Raw genomic sequence first — 15,284 nt, forward strand, 5'->3', positions numbered from 1 at the left:
GTATATGATTAAACGAGGTACGCAGAGGGAGATAACACTTACGTAATGGATATTAACGCGCTCATTGAACAATATGGATATGCCGCGCTGGTCATCGGCAGCGTGGCGGAAGGTGAAACCATCACGCTGCTAGGGGGCGTCGCCGCGCATCAGGGCTTACTGAAGTTCCCGCTGGTCGTCGCCGCGGTCGCGCTGGGCGGCATGATTGGCGATCAGCTGCTCTACTTCCTGGGGCTGCGCTTTGGCCCGACGCTGCTCAAGCGTTTCGCTAAACACAAAAAGAAAATCAACCGCGCGCAGCGCCTGATCCAGCGCCATCCTTACCTGTTCGTGATTGGCACTCGCTTTATGTATGGCTTTAGGGTTATCGGGCCGATACTGATTGGCGCCAGCCGCCTGCCGCCAAAAATTTTCCTGCCGCTGAATATTCTTGGCGCGATAGCCTGGGCGCTGATCTTCACAACGCTCGGTTATGCAGGCGGCGAGGTGATTGGCCCGTGGCTGCATAATCTTGACCAGCACCTGAAGCACTGGGCGTGGTTGATTCTGGTGGTTGTGGCGGTGATTGGGGTCAGGCTGTGGCTGAAGCATCGGGAAAAGGTGCGGGATGAGGAGTAGCCTGGTGCGGCCTGATGCCCTCACCCTAACCCTCTCCCACAGGGAGAGGGAACTATATACACCCTCTCCCCTTTGGGGAGAGGGCCGGGGTGAGGGGAAACCAACTACCTCTCCGGCTTAAACTGCGGGTTCGCCAGCATAAAGCCCCCGTCGACGATAAACGATTGACCCGTTGTGTAGCTGGCATCGCTGTCGCACAGCCACGCCACCAGGCTGGCAATCTCTTTGGTATGGCCCGGCCTTGCCAGCGGGATTTCCGGCATTGACCCTTCCTTCACTTCGCTGTCGTCCATATCGTTCATCGGCGTGGCAATGGCACCCGGCGCGACGGCGTTCACCAGAATCTTATGCTTAACCAGCTCCATCGCCATGGATTTGGTTAAGCCGCCGAGCGCATGTTTCGCGGCCGTATAGGCGCAGGCCTCCGGCAGCGGGGTGTGCTCGTGCACCGAGGTGATGTTTACAATCCGCCCCCCTTCCCCCTGCTTCACCATTTGCCGTGCCGCAATCTGTGAGCAGAGAAACGCGCCATCCACGTCGACGGTAAAAATATTCCGCCAGTCGTCAAACGCCATCTCAAGGAATGGCGCTTTGGTCATCGCTCCGGCATTGTTAACCAGAACGTCCAGCCGCCCGAAACGCGCAATCAGCGTTTCAATGGCTTCCGCGCCGTCCGGGAGCGTGCTTAAATCAAGATGGATAGCCTCTGCGCGCTGCCCACGCGCTTCAACTTCACGGCAGGTTTCCAGCGCCCCTTTTTCATCGGAATGCCAGGTGACGCCAATATCAAACCCGCGCTCTGCGAGCATCAGCGCCGTGGTTTTACCGATCCCGGAATCCGATGCGGTTACAATCGCTACTCTGGTCATACTCACCTCCTGAAAAACTGCAAAGAGGTAAGTATAGATAATGGCCTTTTTTAGCCCTGGTGATACCCACCGCCCAGCGCTGAAGTCAGCTGCAGCGTGGCGTCGAGATACTGGCCTTTCAGCATGACGCCTTCGAGACGTTCTTTCAGCGCCGGAATTCTGGCTTCGCTGACCCGCGAGCCCGCAATGATACCAGCGCTAAAACGCGCCTGCGCCAGCGCCACCACGCGCGCCGCGTCTTTTTCGACCTGCTGCTGGTGACGATTCTTTGCCGTCAGAGTTTCAACTTCACTGGCCGTACGCGCCACCTGATTGACGGCTTCGACCACAGCTTTGTTGTAGTTCGCGACAGAAAGGTTATTCTGCGCCTGGGCGATATCCAGCCTGGCGTTCAGCCTGCCGCTGTCAAAAATCGGCAGCGTCAATCCGGCGGTCACGCCCATCTGCTGCGCTGAAGAGCGAAACAGATCGCTCAGATGGAGGGCATCCTGCTGTAAGAACGCCATCAGGTTCACGTCAGGATAGAAAGCCGCTCTGGCGGCATCCACCTCGCTCATAGAGGCTTCGATATACCAGTGCGCCTCCTGAAGATCCGGACGCCGAGCCAGCAGTTCATAACCGAGCGTCGACGGTAACGAGGCTTCTGCGGCAGGCAACGGGTGGCGCGTAAGCGTTACGGAGGAAGAATTGGTCAGCGCGACCAGACGCGCCTCGACGGCTTTCATCTTCCCGTTGACTTCTGCCAGCTGCTCTTCGGTTTTATTGGCGTTGATATCCGTTTCAACACCCTCCACGGAAGAGGTGATCCCGTGCAGATACAGCTCGCGGTCGGCACCAATAATATTGTCCTGTTCATGTTTGATCTGCGCGAGAACCTCCCTTGCGGTGGCCTGAGTTTGCCACTCCCAGTAGAGCCGCGCCACGCTGCCGGCCAGCAGTTGGCGGGTCTGCTCCAGCTCCGCTTTTTGCGCATTCACTTTGCCAATACGCGCTGCGATCCGGTCGCGGTTTTTACCCCACAGATCGAGATCCCAGCCCGCCGTCAGGCCAAAGGTGCCGTTGGTATACCATGGGCCAGTTGTACCCGCCGCCGGGTCGGTCAGGGCAAACGGCCCCATCAGCCCCTCTGCCGACATTTTTTGCCGTTCAACATCCGCAGAAAAATCCATCTGTGGGCCATCGGCAGCAATAGCGGCCTTCGCCTGGGCTTCGGCAAGCGTAATGCGCTGACGGGCAATCTGCATATCGGGGGCATCCGCTATTGCCTTCGTAATCAGCGAATTTAACTGCGGGTCGTTATACGCTTTCCACCACTCATTTTTCGGCCAGTCCGCATGACGAAGTTGGGTATTAACGGAAGCGGCTGTCGCTTGCGTTTTGATTGGCGACACCGTGGAATGTTCCGGTGCGCACGCAGCCAGCATAAAAATAAGGGGAGCACTCAGAGATAAAATAAGAAAACGTTTCATTACGCCATGCACTCAAAAAAATAAAGGCGCAACTTACGCTTGATGACGTTCCATTTTTTAGTAACGCGTGGCAATCCGCAAATTGTCATACACTTACATAATCGGCAAAATATTCACTGTGTGAATTATTTATATTTAAATATAAGTACCGGTTATTTTGACTGTATAACCCGCGCAATATCAGCCGACGTTTGCAGCGTGCGGATCTCCTGAAATAATCCCAGCGCTTCGCTGTACTCTTTACGTAAATAACTCAGCCACTGTTTAATTCGAGCGACGTGATACAAACCGGTGTCGCCCTGCTTTTCCAGACGGCTGTATTTTTGCAGCAGCGTGACGACGTCTGCCCACGGCATCCGCGGCTCGTTATATTTCACTACACGGCTGAGGTTCGGCACGTTCAGCGCACCGCGGCCAATCATCACCGCATCACAGCCGGTAGCGTTCAGGCATGCCTGCGCACTCTCGTAATCCCAGATTTCACCATTGGCGATCACCGGAATGGTGAGGCGCTTGCGGATCTCGCCGATCGCCTGCCAGTTAATGCGCTCGGCTTTGTAGCCATCGTCTTTGGTGCGGCCATGCACCACCAGCTCGGTGGCCCCGGCCTGCTGCACCGCATCGGCGATTTCAAACTGCCGCGCGTCGCTGTCCCACCCCAGACGCACCTTAACCGTCACCGGCAAATGCGAAGGCACAGCCTCACGCATGGCTTTCGCGCCGCGGTAAATCAGCTCAGGATCTTTCAGCAAGGTCGCCCCGCCGCCGCTGCCATTGACCAGCTTCGACGGACAGCCACAGTTGAGATCCACCCCGTAAGAGCCCAGCTCAACCGCGCGGGCAGCGTTTTCCGCCAGCCATTCAGGATACTGGCCGAGCAGCTGAATACGCACCAGCGTGCCGGAAGAGGTCCGGCTCTGGTTGTGCAGCTCGGGGCACAGGCGGTAGAAGGATTTTACCGGCAACAGCATATCGACCACGCGCAGAAACTCCGTCACGCAGAGATCGTAATCGTTCACCTCGGTCAGAAGCTCGCGCACGAGGGAGTCGAGCACGCCTTCCATTGGAGCCAGTAAAACACGCATAGCAGTACCTGTGAAAAAAGACGCGCTATAGTAGCCGCTCTCTATATCGCTGGGAAGCGCTTCTGTTCAGGTAGAAAGTCAGCCGGCGTTGCCCCGACAACGGCGCGAAACGCCGCCGCAAATGCCGCCTGCCCTGAAAACCCCAGCATCCAGGCCACCTGCTTAACCGGGTATCCGTTGGCGAGCAGGTCCAGCGAGGCACAAATCCTTGCGCGCTGTCGCCAGGCCCGGAAGCTAAAGCCTGTATCTTTGATAAACGCGCGTGAAAATGTGCGTTCAGACATCGCGGCCTGTTCCGCCAGACTTTCCATAGAAACATCCCAGAGATTGTTGGCAATGATGTCACAGGCAACGCGATGTAACCGCCCATCAACGGGCATCGGTAATTCGGCCGAAATCTGCTGCGCCTCGCTGAGGATGTCGAGCAGCAAAACGGCCATGCTGCGCTGACTGGCTGGCCGGTATTGCGCACTGAACAGCCCGGCAATCAGCTCTTTGAACAACGCTGTCGCCATAATCACGTGAACCTCTTCTTTCCGTGTAAAAGGCTCGCATTGCGATATCAGCGCGGGGCTAAACCAGACTGCGCGGAGCTCCGTGGTGGATAACACGCTGTAGGTGTGTTCCTGAAAGGGAGGGATCCACAACGCGCGCTGAGGCGGTATGACCCAACGCTTATTGCCAGTTTCGACCAGCATCACCCCTTTGATGGCAAACAAAAGTTGCCCCTGTGAATGCCGGTGAGGGGGATCCACTTCGCCACGCGTATAACTAATTGCCCCTCTGGACCATCCGATGGCATCGTCGTGAATTGGCGTTTTATCGATAACGGTTGGCATTTCACATTCCTCCCTTCCTCTTATGATGCTGCTTGTACACGTAACCGGAGAGAGACGCAATGCACATTCATTTTATCATTCATGAACATTTCGAAGCGCCAGGCGCCTATGAAATCTGGGGGAAAAATCGCGGCTGTAGCCTGAGCTACTCCAGAGTTTATCAGGGCGATCCGTTACCCGAAGACCTGGAGAGCACGGACTTGCTTATCATCATGGGAGGCCCGCAGTCACCCGCCACCACGCTTGAGGAGTGCCCCTGGTTTGATGCGCAGGCGGAAATGCGACTCATCGGCCGCGCAATAGGGGCGGGTAAAACGGTGATTGGCGTTTGTCTGGGCTCGCAGCTTATCGGTGAAGCGCTGGGCGCAGGGTTTTGCCAAAGCCCGGAAAAAGAGATCGGTAAATTTCCCGTCAGGCTCACAGATGCAGGCAAGGCGAACCCGCTGTTTGAGAATTTTGGCCACGAGCTGAGCGTCGGTCACTGGCATAACGACATGCCAGGGTTGACGCCACAGGCTAAGGTGCTCGCTTACAGCGAGGGCTGTCCCCGTCAGATCGTGCAATATGGCGAACGGGTTTACGGTTTTCAGTGCCATATGGAACTGACGGCGGAGGTCGTTGAGTTGCTGATTGAACATTCGCAGAACGATCTCCGCCGTGCGGATGAATTTCGTTTTGTCGAAACGGCGGAAAAACTACGCTCGCATGATTATCGCGAAATGAATCAGGTGCTGTTTTCTTTTCTCGATAAACTGACCGCCCTGCGCTGATGCATTCTCTGGCTCGTCACTTCGCCACCGCACTCCCTTTCCTCTAAACTGTAGCCTGCCCCTGTGCGGTGATACCGGACGTTCCATTCCGGAATGTCTGGTATGCTCAAATTTCATGATGTGATCCGTGGCACATTTTTAGGTTTAATTGTATGATGAATGCGTTTCAGCAAGGACTATCACCATGAGCAAATCATTGAACATTATCTGGCAATATCTGCGCGCATTCGTCCTGATTTACGCCTGCCTGTATGCCGGGATTTTCATCGCGTCGCTGCTGCCCATCACCATTCCCGGCAGCATTATCGGCATGCTAATCCTCTTTGTTTTGCTGGCGCTGCAAATCCTGCCCGCAAAATGGGTCAACCCCGGCTGCTTCGTCCTCATTCGCTATATGGCGCTGCTTTTCGTGCCAATCGGCGTCGGGGTTATGCAGTATTTTGATTTGCTCAAAGCCCAGTTCGGCCCGATTGTGGTCTCATGCGCGGTCAGTACGCTGGTGGTTTTCCTGGTGGTGAGCTGGAGTTCGCATCTGGTGCATGGCGAACGCAACGTGATCGGGGAGAAAACAAAAAAATGATGGCTAATATCTGGTGGTCGCTGCCGCTAACCCTGGCGGTGTTCTTCGCCGCGCGCAAGCTTGCCGCACGTTTCAAAATGCCGTTGCTGAACCCGCTGCTGGTGGCGATGGTGGTCATTATTCCGTTCCTGCTGCTCACCGACATTCCTTATGAACGCTACTTTGCCGGCAGCAAAATTTTAAACGACCTGCTGCAGCCTGCCGTTGTGGCGCTCGCCTTTCCTTTATATGAGCAGCTCCACCAGATCCGCGCCCGCTGGAAATCCATCATTACCATCTGTTTTGTGGGCAGCCTGGTGGCGATGATCACCGGCACGTCGGTAGCGCTGTTGATGGGGGCCTCGCCGCAGATTGCCGCCTCTATTCTGCCAAAATCGGTGACCACACCTATCGCGATGGCTGTCGGTGGCAGCCTCGGCGGGATCCCGGCCATCAGCGCGATGTGCGTCATTTTCGTCGGTATTCTCGGTGCGGTGTTTGGTCACACCCTGCTGAACGGGATGCGTATTCATACTAAAGCGGCACGGGGACTGTCGATGGGGACCGCCTCCCACGCCCTGGGCACTGCCCGCTGCGCGGAGCTGGATTATCAGGAAGGGGCGTTTAGCTCGCTGGCTTTGGTGATCTGCGGAATTATCACCTCCCTGCTGGCCCCGTTCATTTTCCCGCTGATTCTGGCGGTGATGGGCTAAAATTTGCGATGCGTCGCGCAAATTTCATTTTGATTTCATAAGTTGCATACATAATGAGAAGTGGATCACATATAAAGCCCTAACGGCTCCGTAAACTACCGATCCATTAACCTTTATGAGGCAAACGCCATGCACCCACGTTTTCAAGCTGCCTTCGCCCAGCTTGCAGAGAATTTGCAGTCAGCCCTTGCTCCCGTTCTGGCAGATGCACACTTCCCCGCCCTGCTGACCGCGGAGCAGGTCACGGTGCTGAAACAGGCAACGGGACTGGACGAAGACGCGCTGGCTTTCGCACTGCTTCCCCTGGCTGCCGCCTGCGCGCGGGCCGATCTCTCCCACTTTAACGTCGGGGCCATTGCGCGCGGCATCAGCGGTACCTGGTACTTCGGCGGCAATATGGAGTTCCTGGGCGCGACCATGCAGCAGACCGTTCACGCCGAGCAGAGCGCCATCAGCCACGCCTGGCTGCGCGGTGAGAAAGCCCTGAGCGCCATTACCGTTAACTACACCCCCTGCGGCCACTGCCGTCAGTTTATGAACGAGCTGAACAGCGGGCTGCAGCTGCGCATCAACCTGCCGGGACGCGCACCGCACACGCTGGGCGATTACCTGCCTGACGCCTTTGGCCCGAAAGATCTGGAGATCAAAACGTTGCTGATGGACGAGCAGGATCACGGTTTCGCCCTGTCCGGCGATGACCTGAACCAGGCGGCCATTCGCGCGGCGAACAAAAGCCACACGCCTTACAGCAAATCCCCGAGCGGCGTGGCGCTGCAGTGCCGCGACGGCCGTATCTTCACCGGCAGCTATGCGGAAAACGCCGCGTTTAACCCAACGCTGCCGCCACTACAGGGCGCGCTCAACCTGCTGAGCCTGAACGGCTACGATTATCCGGACATTCAGCGCGCCATTCTGGCCGAAAAAGCCGATGCGCCACTGATCCAGTGGGATGCCACCGCCGCGACGCTCAAGGCGTTAGGCTGCACGACGATCGACCGCGTCCTGCTGGCATAAACCTTCCGGCGGACAGAAATGTCCGCCACGTTGCTGAAAAACCCCTCAGTTGAGTCGCTGTTTCTTGCGCTAACCAGGCGGGTAAAGTAGCCTGAGTTAAATTTCATCCACGAACGAGCCATCTCCATGTTAAAGCGCGTTTTTTACAGCCTGTCTGTCCTGGTCGGCATACTGCTGTTTATCGTGCTGGGTCTCGACCGCTGGATGAGCTGGAAAACCGCCCCCTACATCTTTGACGATCTGCAGGACCTGCCCTATCGTCAGGTTGGCGTGGTGCTCGGCACCGCCAAGTATTACCGCACCGGGGTGATCAACCAGTACTACCGCTACCGCATTCAGGGCGCGCTGAACGCCTACAATAGCGGCAAGGTGAACTACCTGCTGCTAAGCGGCGATAACGCCCTGCAAAGCTATAATGAGCCGGTGACGATGCGGAAGGATTTGATTGCCGCTGGCGTCGATCCTGCAGATATCGTGCTCGACTACGCCGGATTCCGCACCCTGGACTCCATCGTGCGTACGCGCAAAGTCTTCGACACCAACGACTTCATCATCATCACTCAGCGCTTCCACTGCGAGCGCGCGCTGTTTATCGCGCTGCATATGGGCATTCAGGCGCAGTGTTACGCCGTGCCGTCGCCAAAAGATATGCTGAGCGTGCGCGTCCGCGAGTTCGGCGCGCGTTTTGGCGCTCTGGCAGACCTCTACATTTTCAAACGCGAACCGCGCTTCCTCGGCCCGCTGGTGCCGATCCCGGCGATGCATGAAGTACCGGAAGACGCGCAGGGTTACCCGGCCGTCACCCCGGAGCAACTGCTTGATATGCAGAAAAAAGAGAAAAAATAGCCTCGCCTTTATACTTTCTTTACGCCGGGCCTGACGCTTTTTATCCCCCCTTTACGCCGCCCCCTTTATGCTGAGTTCACTGCCGCTACGGCTTCATTGAAGAATGACTATGAACTCGATAATGAATGCGTTTTTCCTGAAAAGTCTCCGTCCCTATTTTAACTTTCCCGGTTTATCGCTTCCTGGCGCACTCAATTCCGGCCTTTGGCTTGATGAAAAAATTGACGCGCTGCAGCACAACGTTTCGGTCGAAGTCGCGGATTATCTCGAACGTTACCCGCAGACGAAACATATTGACGTTTACCTGAACGATATCAACGGCATTATGCGCGGCAAGCGGCTCCCGGTAGAGAGCATGCTGGCGCTGGAAAAAGGCTGTTACTTTCCCCTCTCCGTCTACTCTATGGATCAGAAAGGAAAAATCGCCGCCCCGCTTCATGATGAACCGGACCGACTCTGCCTCCCCGTCGCCGGTTCCCTGCGCCCCTGCCCGCAGGATCCGCAGCACAACGCGCAGATCCTGCTGACGATGCAAGACAGCGACGATAAACCCTGCCCGCTGGAGCCACGAGTCATCCTGCAGAACGTCCTGTCCCGCTTCCACCAGCACGGGCTCTATCCGGTGATTGCTCCGGAAATCGAATTCTATCTGACGGGTCAACGCGATCGGGATCCGCAAAATCAGGGGTGTTTTCATATGGATACCTCAACAACCCATGCGGCACTGTTTGACGAGCTGGAACAGCTGGCACACCTTCAGCGCATCCCGCTGTCCGGGATCGTGGCGGAAGCCGAATCCGGTCAGTACGAATTAAACCTGAAGCACAGCCATCGCGTCATTGAGGTCTGCGATAACGTGCTTGCCCTGCGCCGAATGACCCGTTACGTAGCCGAAAAGCACGGCCTGCAGGCCAACTTTATGGCTAAGCCTTTCAGCCAGCTGGCCGGCAGCGGTTTACACTTCCATTTCAGCCTGAATAACAGTCGCGGCGAAAACGTTTTTGCTTCTCCGGTGAACGCGCTTAACAGCATGATGCGTTTGTGCATCGCCGGGCAGCTGGCGCTGATGCCCGCCTCTATCGCCATCCTTGCGCCTGGAGTTAACGCGTTTCGTCGCCTGCGTAAAAACCTGACGGAACCCGTCTTTAACTCCTGGGGCTATAACACCCGCTCCGCCGCATTGCGTATTCCCTGTTCGGAGGACAGCAACCGCCGCATTGAGTACCGGCTGGCCGGGGCGGACGCCAATCCCTATCTGGTCGCCGCCACGATCCTGACCGGCATGCTGTACGGGCTGGAAAATATCGACGAGGACGATTTGCCTGAACCGCAGCATGATGAACCCACCCTGCCGCTGTTTCAGCAGGAAGCAATCGAGACATTTTCCCGCTGTCAGTACCTTACCGACAGCCTGGGTGACGCCTTTTGCGAACAGTGGGTGGCCTGTAAGCTTTCAGAGCTCGACTGGTTTGAGAGCGTTGTGACCCGCGAAGAGTCACATCTGGCGTAGGGCATAAAAAAGCCCGCTCGGTGAGCGGGCCGCGTAACGCGAGGAGCGATTACTTCTTGCGTGCGTACTTCAGTGAATCCAGCGCCACAGCGAAGATAATGATGGCGCCCTTGATGATGTACTGCCAGTACGGGTTCACGCCGATGTAGGTCAGGCCATAGTTGATGACGGTGAAAATGATCACACCGGTCACCACGCCAAGCACGGTACCCACGCCGCCGCTGAAGGAGACGCCGCCGACGACGCAGGCAGCAATTGCATCCAGCTCGTACATGAAGCCAAGGTTGTTGGTTGCGGAGCCGATGCGGCCCGCTTCCAGCATTCCACCGAAGGCGTAGAACACACCGGACAGCGCGTAAATCATCAGCAGGTTCAGGGCAACGTTTACGCCGGAGACTTTCGCCGCTTCCGGGTTACCGCCGATTGCGAAGATGTTTTTACCAAAACGCGTTTTGTTCCACAGGATCCAGACGAACGCCACCGCAATCAGCGCATAGAAGGTGATATACGACAGGCGGAAGCTGCCCAGCGCGATAAACCCTTGCGTAAAGGTCGAGAAGCCGCTGTCAAAGCCCGAAATCGGTGACGCACCCACAAAGTCGTAGTAGAGGGAGTTGATGCCGTAAACGATGATCATCGTACCCAGGGTGGTGATAAATGGTGTCACGTTCAGGTAAGCGATGATGATACCGTTGATCAGGCCAATCACCGCCCCGATGGCGCAGACGATCAGAATCACCACGAAAATCGGCATGGTCGCCATTTCCGGGAACACCTTGTTGGCGTTTTCCATCGACTGCAGCAGGGTTGCCGCAATAACCGCCGCCAGGCCGACCTGACGACCGGCAGACAGGTCCGTCCCCTGGGTGACGATAAGGCCCGCCACGCCCAGCGCGATGATGATACGCACGGAGGACTGGGTCAGAATGTTACTCAGGTTCAGCAGGCTTAAGAACGTAGGGTCCTGGAAAATAATAATGGCGAGCAGAACTAAAAGAACAACGTAAATACCGCCTTCTTTCAGGTAAGTGAGAAAACTTTTTTTATTTAACGCACTCATGAGGAGCCCCTGATCTTAAAGGTGCAAAGACGCAAGACGCAAAATTTCGTTTTGCGTTGTCGTTTTGGTGTCAACAATACCGGCAACGAGACCATTGCTCATAACCAGAATACGGTCCGTGATCCCTAACAGTTCCGGCATTTCGGAAGAAATAATAATGATCCCTTTATTCTTTTTCGCCAGCTCGGCAATCAGCTGATAAATTTCAAACTTCGCGCCGACGTCAATACCGCGGGTCGGTTCATCCAGCATCAGAATTTCAGGCTGGGTTAATAGCCAACGGCCGATAATGACTTTCTGCTGGTTACCGCCAGAAAGCGAACCAATTTGGGTACGGTGGCCCGGTGTTTTCACGCGCATGGAGTCAATTACCCATTGGGTATCGCTCTTCATGCGGGAGTTATCCAGCAGCCCGACTTTGTTTTTGTAATTACGGATATTAGAGATTAACGAGTTAAAGTTAATATCCAGATAAGCATAAATACCGGTCGAACGACGCTCTTCCGTCACCAGCGCAAAACCGTTATTAATGGCTTCGTTGGCATTGTGGTTGTTAATTTTCTTTCCGTGCAGCGTGATGGTGCCTTCGGCTTTCTCGCGGATGCCAAACAGGGTTTCCACAATGTCGGTACGCTTTGCCCCCACCAGGCCGGCAATGCCCAGAATTTCCCCTTTGTGCAGGTCGAAAGAAACATCACGAATGGACGGCTGACGCAGCGAGGTCAGATTGCGCACTTCCAGGATCACTTCGCCCGGCCTGTTCTCTTTGTCCGGGAAGCGCTGGTTCAGAGAGCGGCCGACCATCATAGCGATGATCTTGTCCATGTCCAGCCCTTCCAGCGGCTGCGTTGCAATCCACTGGCCGTCGCGCAGGATGGTAATTTCATCGCACAGCTGGAAGATCTCTTCCATTTTATGCGAGATGTACACAATGCCGCAGCCGCGATCTTTCAGCTTACGAATAATGGTAAAAAGGTGGTTAACCTCTTTTTCCGTTAAAGACGAGGTGGGTTCGTCCATGATGACGATTTTCGCGTCATAGGAGAACGCTTTGGCAATTTCGATCATCTGCATTTGAGAGACGGATAATGTCCCCACGCGGGCGCGCGGATCGATATCAATATCCAGCTCATCAAAAATTGCTTTGGTGTCGCGATACATTTTGTCCTGATCGACAAAGACACCTTTGGTTGGGTAACGACCCAACCACATGTTATCCATCACCGAGCGTTGCAGTACCAGGTTTAATTCCTGGTGAACCATTGAGATACCGTTTTCCAGTGCTTCTTTTGCTGAATGGAAATCGATCTCTTTCCCCTGAAAAAGAATGCTGCCAGAATCTTTTTGATAGATCCCAAAAAGACATTTTAATAATGTTGATTTACCCGCACCGTTCTCCCCCATTAATGCATGAATAGAGTGAGGCCGGACTTTTAAATTAACATTATCGAGTGCCTTAACACCGGGAAATGACTTGTTAATACCGTTCATTTCCAACAAGTATTCACCGGTTGACTGAGTAGTTGTGCTGACCATAATTATACCTTGTTGGCCTCGCATATCGCGTTATAAAAGGGCGCAACAGGTTGCGCCCAGTGAAGACAATGTAGATTGCTTATTTACCGATAAACTCAGCCAGGTTGGACTGGTCTACGCCCACGTAAGGCACGCGAACGATTTTGTTGTCAATTTTCCAGCTGGTGCCATCCGCCGCGCCTTTACCATCGGCGAGGTTTTTCGCCAGATCGAAGGTCGCTTTCGCCTGGTTGTTGGCATCGTTCAGAACGGTACCGGCCATCGCGCCAGATTTAACCAGCGCCAGCGCTTCTGGCAGAGCATCCACGCCAAATACCGGGATGGAAGATTTATTGTGGGCTTTGAGCGCTTCAATTGCACCCATTGCCATCGCATCGTTGTTGGCAATGACGACTTCGATTTTGTTAGCGTTCGGGCCGGACAGCCACGCGTCCATCTTATCTTTCGCCTGAGCGGTATCCCACATCGCGGTATCTAACGCCAGCTGCTGGGTTTTCAGGCCCTTGTCGTTCAGCTCTTTGATAACGTAAGTGGTACGGGCTTCAGCATCCGGGTGGCCAGGCTCACCTTTCAGCAGCACGAACTGAATCTGACCGTCTTTGTTCAGGTCCCAGTTCGGGTTCGCCGCCCAGTGTTTCGCGATCAGATCGCCCTGAATAATGCCGGACTCTTTGGAGTCAGTACCGACGTAATACGCTTTGTCATAGCTGTCCAGCGCCTTACGGGAAGGTTCTTTGTTAAAGAAGACGATTGGCACATTCTGGCCGCGCGCTTTCTCGATAACCGTGCCTGCTGCCGCCGGGTCAACCAGGTTGATCGCCAGAGCCTTAACGCCTTTTGCCAGCAGAACGTCGATCTGATCGTTCTGTTTGGACTGGTCGTTCTGGGAGTCATTCATCAGCAGCTGTACGTCTGGCGCTGCTTTCGCATCTTTCTCAATCGCTTTACGCACAACAGACATGAAGTTGTCGTCGTATTTATAGATGGTCACACCAATACGGGTATCCGCAGCGTGCGCTGCTGCACCAAAAAGCATGCTTGCCATTACAGCAGACAGGGTCAACACCTTCTTATTCATGGTATCTCCGGTTTTTTTTATGCAGGGTAGTTCTTGTGAATAACGATCGGCAGGCAGGTGTTAATAAAACGTTACTGACAGCCGACGTTCACTTATAAAATTTCTATCTTCCGTGGTCGGTAACGCTCCAGAAATGCGTTTTATTCGTTGTTTGCGGCACATTGGCTATAGTGAAAGTGAATAATCACCGTTACATAGCGTTTCAGCCCCTAAAACGCTGACATCATAGTCAGCGCCTTGTTAAGATACTGTGAATTTACTCACAGATTGAAAACGGTTACATCACCTGATGTAATCAGTTAGTGATCGGAACCACAATTTGCCGGGCCGCGACGGAATGACGACGCACCAGCGTCGGCATGAAGCAGTGCGTTGCCCCTGGATCCAGCAGCCCTGCCGCTCCCTGTAGCGCCAGCTCGGTCGCCAGTTTCGCCATAGAAGCAATGGGATAGCGCACCGTGGTGAGCTGCGGGTCGGTGTAACGGGCAATCGGAATATCATCGAAACCAATCAATGACAAATGCTGTGGCACCGCAATGCCGTTATCCTTCAGCGCAGTCAGCGCGCCCGCGGCCATGCTGTCGTTATAGGCAAACACCGCGGAAAGCTGCAGATTTCGGCCCAGCAATTCCACCATTGCCGCTTCACCGCCCTGCATGTCCGGCGTTCCGGTGCCGATCCAGCTTTCTGATGGCGTAATGCCGTGCTCTTTCAGGGCGTTTTGCCACCCCTCACGCCGCAATGCGTCATCTTCAATTTGATGGCTGGACGCCAGATAGCCGATCCGCTGATGGCCGTTATTGATCAGCATTTTGGTGGCCATCATGGCGCCGCTGACGTTATCCAGCCCGACACAGCGATGGGCATAGCCCGGGACGATGCGGTTGATCAGTACCATACCCGGGATCTGCTCCATAAACCCGGCCAGCTCTTCATCGCTTAAGGCTTTTGAGTGAACAATCAGAGCGTTGCAGCGCTGGCGGATCAGCACTTCAATCGCATAACGCTCCTTTTCCGCCTCGTGATAGCTGTTGCCAATCAGCACATATTTCTGATGCTGCTGGGCGACCACATCGACCGCTTTTACCAGCGCACCGAAAAAGGCGTCCGAGACATCCATCACCACCACGCCGATGGTATCGCTGACCTGCGTTGCAAGCGCCTGGGCATTGGCATTTGGTCGGTATCCGAGCTGGGTCACGGCTTTCATTACGGTTTCACGGGTTTCAGGGCTGACCAGCGCGCTGTTGTTCAGCACGCGGGAGACGGTAGCCACAGAAACGCCCGCCAGACGGGCGACGTCACGAATGGTGATCAT

Annotated in this window: 15 protein-coding genes; 7 read left to right on the forward strand and 8 right to left on the reverse strand. The window is 55.1% G+C overall.

The window, feature by feature from the left end:
• The first annotated feature begins 45 nt into the window (after nt 1-45).
• Nucleotides 46-618: a DedA family protein gene (locus ACR42C_RS15310; RefSeq protein ID WP_116338714.1), complete on the forward strand. Its 573-nt coding sequence runs from the start codon at nt 46-48 to the stop codon at nt 616-618.
• A 104-nt stretch (nt 619-722) separates the two neighbouring features.
• Here ACR42C_RS15310 and ACR42C_RS15315 read toward each other — a convergent pair whose 3' ends face one another.
• The 4 genes from ACR42C_RS15315 to ACR42C_RS15330 form a co-directional block, all read right to left on the reverse strand.
• Nucleotides 723-1,487, reverse strand: coding sequence for an SDR family oxidoreductase (locus tag ACR42C_RS15315; RefSeq protein WP_116338712.1), 765 nt, complete (start codon nt 1,485-1,487; stop codon nt 723-725).
• Between the two features lie 50 nt (nt 1,488-1,537).
• On the reverse strand, nt 1,538-2,956 hold the full coding sequence (mdtQ, locus tag ACR42C_RS15320; RefSeq protein ID WP_479984293.1) for a multidrug resistance outer membrane protein MdtQ: 1,419 nt from the start codon (nt 2,954-2,956) through the stop codon (nt 1,538-1,540).
• A gap of 152 nt (nt 2,957-3,108) precedes the next feature.
• Nucleotides 3,109-4,041 (reverse strand): tRNA dihydrouridine(16) synthase DusC, encoded by a 933-nt coding sequence (gene dusC / locus ACR42C_RS15325; RefSeq protein ID WP_116338708.1) that lies wholly within the window; start codon nt 4,039-4,041, stop codon nt 3,109-3,111.
• 41 nt (nt 4,042-4,082) lie between these two features.
• On the reverse strand, nt 4,083-4,880 hold the full coding sequence (locus tag ACR42C_RS15330; RefSeq protein WP_316379377.1) for an AraC family transcriptional regulator: 798 nt from the start codon (nt 4,878-4,880) through the stop codon (nt 4,083-4,085).
• A 59-nt stretch (nt 4,881-4,939) separates the two neighbouring features.
• On the opposite strand from ACR42C_RS15330, the gene ACR42C_RS15335 reads away from it, so the two are divergent.
• From ACR42C_RS15335 to ACR42C_RS15360, 6 genes are all read left to right on the forward strand, one after another.
• The gene (locus ACR42C_RS15335) at nt 4,940-5,650 is read left to right on the forward strand and encodes a type 1 glutamine amidotransferase (protein ID WP_192983122.1); all 711 of its coding nucleotides are present in this window, start codon (nt 4,940-4,942) and stop codon (nt 5,648-5,650) included.
• Between the two features lie 184 nt (nt 5,651-5,834).
• Complete coding sequence (locus ACR42C_RS15340) at nt 5,835-6,230, forward strand: CidA/LrgA family protein (RefSeq protein WP_014884558.1); 396 nt, start codon at nt 5,835-5,837, stop codon at nt 6,228-6,230.
• The gene (locus ACR42C_RS15345; RefSeq protein WP_316379376.1) at nt 6,227-6,922 is read left to right on the forward strand and encodes a CidB/LrgB family autolysis modulator; all 696 of its coding nucleotides are present in this window, start codon (nt 6,227-6,229) and stop codon (nt 6,920-6,922) included. Before ACR42C_RS15340 ends, ACR42C_RS15345 begins: the two co-directional genes overlap by 4 nt.
• A 129-nt stretch (nt 6,923-7,051) precedes the next feature.
• Nucleotides 7,052-7,936 (forward strand): cytidine deaminase, encoded by an 885-nt coding sequence (cdd, locus tag ACR42C_RS15350; RefSeq protein ID WP_116338702.1) that lies wholly within the window; start codon nt 7,052-7,054, stop codon nt 7,934-7,936.
• A gap of 126 nt (nt 7,937-8,062) precedes the next feature.
• The gene (sanA, locus tag ACR42C_RS15355; RefSeq protein WP_028013857.1) at nt 8,063-8,782 is read left to right on the forward strand and encodes an outer membrane permeability protein SanA; all 720 of its coding nucleotides are present in this window, start codon (nt 8,063-8,065) and stop codon (nt 8,780-8,782) included.
• Between the two features lie 121 nt (nt 8,783-8,903).
• On the forward strand, nt 8,904-10,292 hold the full coding sequence (locus ACR42C_RS15360) for a glutamine synthetase family protein (protein ID WP_316379666.1): 1,389 nt from the start codon (nt 8,904-8,906) through the stop codon (nt 10,290-10,292).
• 49 nt (nt 10,293-10,341) lie between these two features.
• Here ACR42C_RS15360 and mglC read toward each other — a convergent pair whose 3' ends face one another.
• The 4 genes from mglC to galS all read right to left on the reverse strand — a co-directional run bounded on the left by mglC (nt 10,342) and on the right by galS (nt 15,284).
• Nucleotides 10,342-11,352 (reverse strand): galactose/methyl galactoside ABC transporter permease MglC, encoded by a 1,011-nt coding sequence (gene mglC / locus ACR42C_RS15365; protein ID WP_013097952.1) that lies wholly within the window; start codon nt 11,350-11,352, stop codon nt 10,342-10,344.
• Between the two features lie 15 nt (nt 11,353-11,367).
• The gene (gene mglA / locus ACR42C_RS15370; RefSeq protein ID WP_163330238.1) at nt 11,368-12,888 is read right to left on the reverse strand and encodes a galactose/methyl galactoside ABC transporter ATP-binding protein MglA; all 1,521 of its coding nucleotides are present in this window, start codon (nt 12,886-12,888) and stop codon (nt 11,368-11,370) included.
• A gap of 79 nt (nt 12,889-12,967) precedes the next feature.
• Nucleotides 12,968-13,966 (reverse strand): galactose/glucose ABC transporter substrate-binding protein MglB, encoded by a 999-nt coding sequence (mglB, locus tag ACR42C_RS15375; protein ID WP_116338698.1) that lies wholly within the window; start codon nt 13,964-13,966, stop codon nt 12,968-12,970.
• Nucleotides 13,967-14,261: 295 nt separating this feature from the next.
• Nucleotides 14,262-15,284: an HTH-type transcriptional regulator GalS gene (gene galS / locus ACR42C_RS15380; protein WP_061097619.1), complete on the reverse strand. Its 1,023-nt coding sequence runs from the start codon at nt 15,282-15,284 to the stop codon at nt 14,262-14,264.

The sequence above is a fragment of the Enterobacter sp. MG-EB028 genome (genome assembly GCF_056673305.1).

Coding starts and splice junctions, on each gene's coding strand:
- galS (WP_061097619.1), bottom strand. CDS start 15,284: ATGATCACCATTCGTGACGTCGCCCGTCTGGCGGGCGTTTCTGTGGCT.
- ACR42C_RS15330 (WP_316379377.1), bottom strand. CDS start 4,880: ATGCCAACCGTTATCGATAAAACGCCAATTCACGACGATGCCATCGGA.
- ACR42C_RS15345 (WP_316379376.1), top strand. CDS start 6,227: ATGATGGCTAATATCTGGTGGTCGCTGCCGCTAACCCTGGCGGTGTTC.
- ACR42C_RS15360 (WP_316379666.1), top strand. CDS start 8,904: ATGAATGCGTTTTTCCTGAAAAGTCTCCGTCCCTATTTTAACTTTCCC.
- mdtQ (WP_479984293.1), bottom strand. CDS start 2,956: ATGAAACGTTTTCTTATTTTATCTCTGAGTGCTCCCCTTATTTTTATG.
- ACR42C_RS15310 (WP_116338714.1), top strand. CDS start 46: ATGGATATTAACGCGCTCATTGAACAATATGGATATGCCGCGCTGGTC.
- mglC (WP_013097952.1), bottom strand. CDS start 11,352: ATGAGTGCGTTAAATAAAAAAAGTTTTCTCACTTACCTGAAAGAAGGC.
- cdd (WP_116338702.1), top strand. CDS start 7,052: ATGCACCCACGTTTTCAAGCTGCCTTCGCCCAGCTTGCAGAGAATTTG.
- sanA (WP_028013857.1), top strand. CDS start 8,063: ATGTTAAAGCGCGTTTTTTACAGCCTGTCTGTCCTGGTCGGCATACTG.
- mglB (WP_116338698.1), bottom strand. CDS start 13,966: ATGAATAAGAAGGTGTTGACCCTGTCTGCTGTAATGGCAAGCATGCTT.
- mglA (WP_163330238.1), bottom strand. CDS start 12,888: ATGGTCAGCACAACTACTCAGTCAACCGGTGAATACTTGTTGGAAATG.
- ACR42C_RS15315 (WP_116338712.1), bottom strand. CDS start 1,487: ATGACCAGAGTAGCGATTGTAACCGCATCGGATTCCGGGATCGGTAAA.
- ACR42C_RS15340 (WP_014884558.1), top strand. CDS start 5,835: ATGAGCAAATCATTGAACATTATCTGGCAATATCTGCGCGCATTCGTC.
- dusC (WP_116338708.1), bottom strand. CDS start 4,041: ATGCGTGTTTTACTGGCTCCAATGGAAGGCGTGCTCGACTCCCTCGTG.
- ACR42C_RS15335 (WP_192983122.1), top strand. CDS start 4,940: ATGCACATTCATTTTATCATTCATGAACATTTCGAAGCGCCAGGCGCC.